Below are 8,982 nucleotides of genomic sequence, written 5' to 3'. Positions count from 1 at the left end.
TACTTGGGTTCGTGTCCGGAAGAAGGCGGGCATCTCAGGGCCGCCGATTGCGCCGGCGGTGATTTCAGTCGCGGCGCTCACTGGGCGTCCTGCTCGTAGACAGGCGGTCATCAAATCGGCTGCGAAGGGCAGGTCGGTGGCTATTCGACGGCGGTCGTGGTGGGTTGGCTGGGGTTCTTTCTTGTGCAAGAACAGGGCTACTGCCGGTGTTATGACGAGGCTTGCGATCATTCCCGTACTGCCGCCGATCAGGAACCCAATGATTAGGCCCGTTCCAGTGGCGGTGAGTGCTGTTTTGCGGGTGAGTCGGTGTGGGTGTTGGTTGGCGGGGTCCAGCCAGGGTGGGTGGCGTGGGGTTTCGTTTAAGAATTGGGCGGGGTTGATACCGAGACCCTGATGAGTGCTTTTGGGGTGGGGAGAGATTGGAGACGGAGGAGGAATGTTGGCTTGGCGCAGTTGAATCAGCCGTTCTGCGGGTGTTCTTGGGGAGAGCCATAGCCAGGTGGATAGGCCGGCGCATAGGGCTGAGAGCAGTTGCAGCATCGGAGAGTCCGATCGAGGTCGTTCGGTGGGCGGTTCGGTTCAGCCTTGTCTGGGGGTGTGGCTGCTCAGGGGGTGTTGTGGGGACGTTCGGGGTCGGGTCAGGCTTGTGTTTGGGTGGCCATGCGGTTGGTCCACCAGAGGCCGCAGGCGTCGAGGGTTATGCCGGCTATTAGGCACATGAAGCCGGGGAGGCTGCCGAACAGGAAGTTCAGCGGGTGCATGTTCAGGGCGGCGGCCATGAGGAGGCCCAAGGCTGGGAGTATGGCGAGCATTTTGGCCGTCGTACGAGGGCCGGCTAGTTGAGCTGCCACGTCTTGGCGGTGGGCTTGGGCTGTTCGTTGGGTTTGTGCGACACGGTCGACCAAGGCGGCCAGGCCTGCGCCTGCTGTGGTGGCTACCTCCCAGCATGCTGCTAATTGGCGTATGCCCTCTCCTCCTTGTGGTGGGGCCGATGAAAGCAGGGCAGCGGAGACGTTGCCGCCGTCTCGTGCGGCTGCGATGACCGGGCGGAGGAGCGTGGGGTCGGGGAGGTCTATTGCTGTTATGGCTCTGGTGAGGGCCTCTCCGGGGGTGCGGCCGGCGGAGAGTTCGGCCGATAGGGATTGGCATAGTTCGATTGAGGCTTGGCGCCAGATTTCGGCGCGGTGGGCCGGTGTGGGGCGGATTAGGAGCTTGGACAGGGATTGTGGTTGGGGCTTTGGCCGCTTGCCTGTGGCCAACAGCTTGTTCAGGCGAGTTGTGGCGATGGCGGGGGCTGTCCACAGCCATATGGCACAGGCTGTGGACAGCGCGGCGGCTATGGCTATTAGGGCGCTGGTGTTTGTCGACGGCAACGGTGCCTCGGCCTTTCGGTGAAGGGAGAGTTCGTGTGGAGGGTTGGCTGTCATGTTGAGTGGCCGACTCGGGGCGTTGCTTGCTGGTGCAGGTCGGTCCCCTTGTTCTTTGCAGGTGGGGCTGGTCTGGGTGGTTCGCCGCTCTTTGCTGGTGGGCTGGCCTGGGTGGTTCGCTGCTCTTTTCGGGTGCGCTGGTGGTGGCCCGGTTGCTTTCGCGGGCGTGTTGGTGCGGGTAGTCCCCGTTGCCGCTACGGGCGCGTTGTGTGGATAGTCCCGTTGCCGCTACGGGTGGTTTGGTGTGGACGGCTCTGCTTCTTTCTGCGGGCGTGTTGGTGGGGGTAGCCCCCGTTGCTGCTGCGGGCGGGTTGGTACGAGGGTTCTGTTGGTTTTCGCAGGTGGGCTGGTGTGGGTAGTTTCGTTACTTTTCGCCGGTGGGCTGGTGTTGGTGGTTTGGTGGATTTACGGGTGTGTTCGGTGGGAGAGGGCGGCGTAGCCTGGGCCGGGTTGGGTGTGGCCGCTTGCGTCGAAGGTGAGGGCTGGGATCGACTCCACGTAGCCGGTCCGGGTTCTGGAGAGCAGGCAGATCTCGGCTATGCGTCGGCGACCGTCTGGGCGGCTGCGGGTCAGGTGGATGACCGCGTCCAGGGCTGCGGCGAGTTGGCTGTGTACGGCTTCTCTGCTCAAGCCCGCTGCACACCCGAGAGCTTCCAGACGGGGTGGTACGTCGGCCGCCGTGTTGGCGTGGAGCGTGCCGCAGCCGCCCTCGTGGCCTGTGTTCAGGGCGGCCAGAAGGTCTACTACTTCGGCTCCTCTCACCTCCCCTACCACCAGGCGGTCCGGGCGCATTCTGAGCGCTTGGCGTACCAGGTCGCGTAGGCCCACTCCGCCTGCGCCCTCCAGGTTGGCGGGGCGGGTTTCCAGTCGAACCACGTGAGGGTGGAGTGGGCGGAGTTCGGCTGAGTCCTCTACCAGGAGGAGACGGTCGCCTGGGTCGGCCAGGGAGAGGAGGGCCGACAGGAGTGTGGTTTTGCCTGTGCCGGTGCCTCCCGTCACCAGGAAGGCGAGTCTGGCGGTGATCATGGCGGTGAGCACCGGGATCGCGGGTGGCGCGATCGTACCTGCTGAGACCAGGTCCGTCAGGGTGAAGGTGCGGCGTGGTGGCAAGCGCAAGGAGACGCAGGTGCCGCCTGACGCTACGGGTGGGAGTACGGCGTGGAGGCGGACTCCGCCCGGGAGGCGGGCGTCCACGTACGGAGAGGCGTCGTCCAGGCGTCTGCCCGCGGCTGTTGCGAGGCGTTGCGCCAGCCTTCGGACGGCTCCGTCGTCCGTGAAGGTCACCGGAGTGCGGCGCAGGCCGGTGCCGTCGTCGATCCATACCTCGCGTGGGCCGTTGACCAGGACGTCTGTTACGTCGGGGCGGGCCAGGAGTGGTTCCAGGGGGCCTGCGCCGATCAAGTCCGCGCAGAGGGCTCGGGCTACGGCGAGGATCTCCGCGTCTCCGTAGACGGACTTCTCGGCTCTCAGAGCTACGGCGACCTGGGCTGCGGTGGGTTCTACGCCCGTTCGGGCCAGGCGTATGCGGACGGCTTCTACGAGTTCCGGCGAGACGGCGGCGGTGGAGGCAGCGGAGGCCGGGGCCGTGGACGCCATGGATGCCGTGGAGGCGGTGGAGGCGGTGGAGACGGTGGCGAAGTAGGTGGTTGCGGAGGTGGAGGCGGACGTGGAGGCGGGAGACGTGGAGGTGGCGGCCGGGGACGTGAAGGCGGTGGAGGCCGGAGACGTGGAGGCCGCGGCTGGGGACCTGAAGGCGGCGGTTGGGGACGCGGCGGTTGGGGACGTGGACGCGGTGCCGGAGTAAGTGATGGAAGTGGCCACGTGGCTTTGTGGCCGGGGTCGGGGTTGGTGTCCTTCGTAGTGCTCGTGGGTTGGGGCTTGGGGGTGTTGAGGCTGGCGTAGCGGCATGTGGGGTTGAGGGCTGGGATTGGAGGTTGTGCGGTGTGGGGGTGGGCGATGGTGGGTCACGTTGGGAGGGGATTGGTGTTGGGTCGCGGCGTTGGAAGGAGGCTGGTGGGCGTGGGGCGTGGCCGTGGGAGAAGCGGGCTGGTGGGCGTGGGGCATAGCTGCGGGGGAAGCGGGCTGGTGGTGGGTCATGGCTGTGGGAGGAGGTCTGTTAGGAGGGAGGTGCATAGGGCGCCGAGGACTGTGCGGGGGCCCAGTCTGGGGAGTTCGCCTCGGTTGAGGGTGGCGGTGAGTCTGGGCTGGTCGGGGAGGTTGCCGGCGGAGGGGATGCCCAGGGAGGTCATGGCGGTGTCGTCGTCCAGGACTCCGGGGCGGAGGATGGCGCGGATGTCGGCGGTGTGTTTGCGTACCTCGGACAGGACTTGGGCGGCTGACAGGATGCCGCGTACGTCTGCCGTCGCCACCGCCAACGTGGTTCTCGCTCTGGTCAGGGCCTCTATTGAGGCGGGGTCCAGGTGGCGGGGGAGGTCCACGATGACGAGGTCGAAGCCGCGTCTGCCCGCTTCGAGGACCGAGCGCATGGCCTGGGCCGGGATCGCGGCCACCTCGCCTCTGTGGAAGGAGAGGACCGCCAGGTCTCCGAACGCGGGCAGCGCCGCCTGCAGTGCGCTGGAATTGATCCGGCCCTCCCTGGCCACCAGGTCGCCCCAGCGGGAGCCCTCTGCCTCCTCGTGACCCAGCAGTGCGTCTATGCCTCCGCCCAGGGGGTCTGCGTCCACGAGCAACGTACGGAGGTGGTCGGCTGAGGCGCGCAGGGCCAGACAGGCGGCCAGTACGCTCGCGCCCGCTCCGCCTCGGCCGCCGATCACGCAGATCACGGATCCTGAGCGGGGGTCGGGCTCCATGGCGTCCGCGAATCGGTCCACCAGGTGGCGTTCGTCGCCGGGGAGGGTCACGACGGATTGGGCCCCTACCGCCACGCATTTTCGCCAGGTGTCCGGGTCTTCTGGTTCCCGGGTCACGAGTAGGACCTGGTCTCGGGGCGGGGGTGAGGTGGCTGCTACGGCGTCCGCTTGGTCGGCGCCTATGACTATGAGTGGGGCGAGGTTCCAGAACGGGCGGGCGTGGGCTGGGATGTGGGCCACGTCCAGTTGTGCGCCGGCCGCGGCTGCTATGCGGACCAGGTCGTCCAGTAGGACGTGGTCTTCGGTGATGACCAAGGGGCGGTGCATGTCGGCCTCCCTGCGGGGGTTGGGAGGTCAACCTTGGTGGAGGGGGCGGGGGTGGAGAGGGACCGAACGGGGTTCTGGGGATTGTTGGGTGGTGGGGGTGGGGGGTTGTGGATAAGTGGGGTCGCGGGCGGGCCTTCGTGATTCACAGCGCTGCTGGGGCTCCCGTGATTCACGGCCGATCCGCGACCGCGTGCACATGCACGGAGCCGCCGCCGTGCGCGAGGCCGCCATCCGCGTGCAGGTCCGAGGGCCGCTATGCAGGTGGCGGGTGCGTGCGTGGCAGGCGCGTGCATGGCGGAGTTGGAGTGCTCGCGGGTGAGGGTGCGACACGGAGCGCATGGGGCTGTCCAGGCGCAGTGGGCGCGATGCCGGCGGCGCGGTAGGTGCCGTGAGTGCGGGACCGGCGGCGCGGAAGCGCGGTGGGCCGGAACGCGGTGGGCCGGAACGCAGGGGTCCGAGGCGCGGGGGGACAGGTTGTTCGGGGGTGGAAAAGGGGCGACCCCCGCCGGGGGGGAGAGCGGGGGTCGCCTGATCGGTCCGGCTCCGGGGGGGTAGAGCCGGTCCCGTTTCAGAAGAAAGCTTTCATCACTAGACCGGAGCCTGGCAAGGGACTTGCAAACCTATCCCGTGCGCGGTCGCTCCAGATTCAGGCGATACCTCCGTATGCTGCCCGATCGACTCGAGTTTCGTCGAGGAGCAATCTCGCATTTTCGCCAAGTTTTTTCGCCACCCCATAACGATCACATAAAGGAGATCACTCAGAGTGATCGTCACAGGTTGATAACCGAACAAGCGGAGAGCCTCGTCCCCTATGTCCCCGGGGTTGGACCATGGACGGGCAAAGGTCTTGGCGCGAGGGGTTCCCATCAGGGCGGATCCGTCGTAGAAAGGGGTTACGGACCACTTGTCCGGGTGCATCAGCCGGGCACCCACGCGCGACCAGCCGCGGGAGGCGCGTCGTGACGGGCTTGACCCGCTCCGACGGAAACAGGTGCACGCTTGGTAACCCGGTGTGATGCACCGGCAGACGGCGTCTCGTGACTGGGACGCCGTCAGCTATGCCTAACGGCCGTGGTCAGTGGTCAGTGGTCAGTGGTCAGTGGTCAGCCTCTCTGCATGGCTTCGCAGATGGCGGTCGTCTCGCGGACGCCGAGGGTTACCGCAGAGGCACAGTGTTGTACCCAGGTGGCCACGCCCTCCGGAGTCCCGTCCAGGTACGCCTTCAGAGCGTCCCCATACGGCAGCTCCAGATGCCCCACCTCCACCGCCACCAGCGACTTCGGGTCCAGCCCGTATTCCACCAGTGTCAGCCGCTCGGCGGAACGCGCGATGATCCCGTCCGCCGTACCGAACGGGCGCAGCACCGCCAGCTCCGCGTGCACCACGGCGGCCAGCACGACCGCGGGCGCCTTCGTGGGGCTTTCCAGGAGGTCGAGCAGGCCGTCCATGCGGGTCGCGGCGTCGGCGGCGACCGGTGCGGGGCCGAGGCCCAGCGGGTCGGAGGTCTCGTCGACGGCCCGGGGACGGCCGAGGTCCTCCTGCGGCGTGAGGCCGGCGGCCGCGACGGCGTGCAGCCGCGCCAGCACCTGTCTGGGCGCCTTGCGCCAGGTCGGGCCCATGCGGCCCATCTCCGCCGACGCGCGCAGCGCTCCCTGGACCAGCGGATCGTGCGCCTCGTCCCGGCGCAGGACGTCCAGGGGTACGTCCACGCCCTCGATCGCGGCCGAGGCACGGGCGCCGCGCAGGGACGACTCCGTGGACACGGCGGGACTGGCCCGTCGGAGGATGCGGTGGCGGTAGAGCCTGTCCACGGCCTGACGGGCCTCCTCCACCGCCTCCGGCACACCGGGGAACTGGGCGATGACGGCCAAGGGGTCACTCACGAGACCTGACCTTACCCGCGGGTACGACCGGGCCTCAGGGGCGAGCAGCCGAGTGGCGCTCCGTAACCAGCGGCGCGGCGGCCGAGACGCGATGACTGATCGCTGTCACTGGTCATGGCCGGTGGGGCGACCGCGGCACCCGACCGACACCGCGAAACGATAACCGTACGCCGAGAAACCCACCCCCGGTGGAGGCCCAAAAACCCGCTCCCATATTCTCCTGATTTCAGGAAGACAACATTTCAATAGCATTTGCAATCCACTCGGATAAGCCCCGGCCCTCGGTACAGACCTGTCTAGACCTCTTGTGTACGGAGGCCGTGAGCTGGTGAAGTGGGACACGAACCTGTCCAATCTGGCCATAGAAGGAGCACTGAGGTGGCCCCGGAGACCGCTGGTAACGAGCCCCAGGCGCTGTCCAACCTGCTGAAGGAGAATCGCCGGTTCGCACCGCCGGCTGACCTGGCGGCGGCCGCGAACGTGACCGAAGCCGCATATGACGAGGCCGCCGCGGACCGCCTCGCTTTTTGGGAGCGCGCGGCCGAGCGGCTGACCTGGGCCAAGAGGTGGGAGACCACCCTTGAGTGGAACGCCCCCTTCGCCAAGTGGTTCGTGGGCGGCGAGCTGAACGTCGCCTACAACTGCGTCGACCGCCACGTCGAGGAAGGGCGCGGCGACAAGGTCGCCTACCACTGGGAGGGCGAGCCCGAGGGCGACACGCGTACCCTCACCTACAACGACCTGAAGACCGAGGTCAGCAAGGCCGCGAACGCCCTGCTTGAGCTGGGTGTGAGCAAGGGCGACCGGGTCGCGATCTACATGCCGATGATCCCCGAGCTGCCGATCGCGATGCTGGCCTGCGCCCGCATCGGGGCGGTCCACTCGGTGGTGTTCGGCGGGTTCTCGGCGAGCGCGCTGAAGAGCCGGATCGACGACGCCGACGCCAGGGTGGTCATCACCGCCGACGGCGGTTACCGCAGGGGCAAGCCGTCGGCGCTCAAGCCGACCGTGGACGAGGCCGTCGCCGAATGCCCGCAGGTCGAGCACGTCCTGGTCGTACGACGTACCGGCCAGGAGGTCGCCACCACCGGCAAGGACGTGTGGTGGCACGAGGTGGTGGAGCGCCAGAGCGACCAGCACACCCCCGAGCCCCACGACGCCGAGGACCCGCTGTACATCCTGTACACCAGCGGCACCACCGGCAAGCCCAAGGGCATCCTGCACACGACCGGCGGCTACCTGACGCAGACGGCCTGGACGCACAACGCGGTCTTCGACCTCAAGCCCGAGACCGACATCTACTGGTGCACGGCCGACATCGGCTGGGTGACCGGCCACTCCTACATCGTGTACGGCCCCCTCGCCAACGGCGCCACCAGCGTCATCTACGAGGGCACCCCGGACACCCCGCACCGCGGCCGGTTCTGGGAGATCGTCCAGAAGTACAAGATCACGATCCTGTACACGGCCCCCACGGCGATCCGGACGTTCATGAAGTGGGGCGATGACATCCCCGCCAAGTACGACATGTCCAGCCTGCGCATCCTGGGCTCCGTCGGCGAGCCGATCAACCCCGAGGCGTACGTCTGGTACCGCGAGCACATCGGCCACGAGCGCTGCCCCGTCGTGGACACCTGGTGGCAGACGGAGACCGGCGCCATCATGATCAGCCCGCTGCCCGGCGTGACCTCGGGCAAGCCGGGCGCCGCCATGCGCCCGCTGCCGGGCATCGTCGCCGACGTGGTGGACGACCAGGGCAAGAGCGTCCCCGACGGAGGCGGCGGCTTCCTCGTCGTACGCGAGCCGTGGCCCGCCATGCTCCGCACCATCTGGGGCGACGACGAGCGCTACATCGACACCTACTGGAGCCGCTTCGAGGGAATGTACTTCCCCGGCGACGGCGCCAAGAAGGACGACGACGGCGACCTGTGGCTGCTCGGCCGCGTGGACGACGTCATGCTGATCTCCGGCCACAACATCTCCACCACCGAGGTGGAGAGCGCGCTGGTCAGCCACCCGAAGGTGGCCGAGGCGGCCGTGGTGGGCGCGACCGACCCGGTGACCGGCCAGGCCATCGTGTCGTTCGTGATCCTGCGCGGCTCGGCGGAGGAGAGCGACGACATCGCCGCCGACCTGCGCAACCACGTGGCCAAGGCGCTCGGCCCGATCGCCAAGCCGCGCCAGATCCTGGTGGTGCCCGAGCTGCCCAAGACCCGTTCCGGCAAGATCATGCGCCGCCTCCTGCGCGACGTGGCCGAGAACCGCAGCATCGGCGACGTCACCACGCTGGCCGACAGCACGGTGATGAACCTCATCTCGGACAAGCTCCCCTCCGCTAAGTCCGAGGACTAGGCCCCGCACACAGCAGCCCGTATGCCCCCATCGATCGGGACGTACGGGCTGCTGTTACGGGTCGCCCCCCGGGATCGGGTAGTTCTGGGAGTGTTGACGGGGACGCGTGCTCGGTAAGTTCCTCGGCGTGTTCGGCGGCGCCTGGCTGTCAGTGCGGCCCGGCCTGGCGAGACTGTCGGA

Annotated in this window: 6 protein-coding genes and 1 pseudogene; 2 read left to right on the top strand and 5 right to left on the bottom strand. The window is 67.8% G+C overall.

Annotation, left to right across the window (positions count from 1 at the left end; all coding sequences use genetic code 11):
* From ACFPZ3_RS48250 to ACFPZ3_RS48240, 3 genes and pseudogenes are all read right to left on the bottom strand, one after another.
* A pseudogene (locus ACFPZ3_RS48250) lies at positions 1-543 on the bottom strand (hypothetical protein); the annotation flags it as partial.
* A 98-nt stretch (positions 544-641) separates the two neighbouring features.
* Positions 642-1,430, bottom strand: a complete 789-nt coding sequence (locus ACFPZ3_RS48245; RefSeq protein ID WP_379521154.1) for a type II secretion system F family protein — start codon at positions 1,428-1,430, stop codon at positions 642-644.
* A gap of 405 nt (positions 1,431-1,835) precedes the next feature.
* The gene (locus ACFPZ3_RS48240) at positions 1,836-3,026 is read right to left on the bottom strand and encodes a TadA family conjugal transfer-associated ATPase (protein ID WP_379521153.1); all 1,191 of its coding nucleotides are present in this window, start codon (positions 3,024-3,026) and stop codon (positions 1,836-1,838) included.
* Between the two features lie 46 nt (positions 3,027-3,072).
* On the opposite strand from ACFPZ3_RS48240, the gene ACFPZ3_RS48235 reads away from it, so the two are divergent.
* Positions 3,073-3,234, top strand: coding sequence for a hypothetical protein (locus tag ACFPZ3_RS48235; RefSeq protein ID WP_379521152.1), 162 nt, complete (start codon positions 3,073-3,075; stop codon positions 3,232-3,234).
* A gap of 289 nt (positions 3,235-3,523) precedes the next feature.
* Here ACFPZ3_RS48235 and ssd read toward each other — a convergent pair whose 3' ends face one another.
* Positions 3,524-4,567, bottom strand: coding sequence for a septum site-determining protein Ssd (gene ssd, locus ACFPZ3_RS48230; protein ID WP_379521151.1), 1,044 nt, complete (start codon positions 4,565-4,567; stop codon positions 3,524-3,526).
* A gap of 1,103 nt (positions 4,568-5,670) precedes the next feature.
* Positions 5,671-6,450 carry a Fic family protein gene (locus ACFPZ3_RS48225; protein WP_379521150.1) on the bottom strand — a complete coding sequence of 260 codons (780 nt, stop codon included), beginning with the start codon at positions 6,448-6,450 and terminating at the stop codon, positions 5,671-5,673.
* Between the two features lie 378 nt (positions 6,451-6,828).
* Between ACFPZ3_RS48225 and acs the strand changes: the two genes are divergently transcribed.
* A complete protein-coding gene (acs, locus tag ACFPZ3_RS48220) occupies positions 6,829-8,802 on the top strand; it encodes an acetate--CoA ligase (RefSeq protein WP_379521149.1) in 1,974 nt (657 codons plus the stop codon).
* The last annotated feature ends 180 nt before the right edge of the window (positions 8,803-8,982 follow it).

This window comes from Nonomuraea insulae, assembly GCF_042656245.1.
This window is presented reverse-complemented; position numbering and strand designations above follow the sequence as displayed.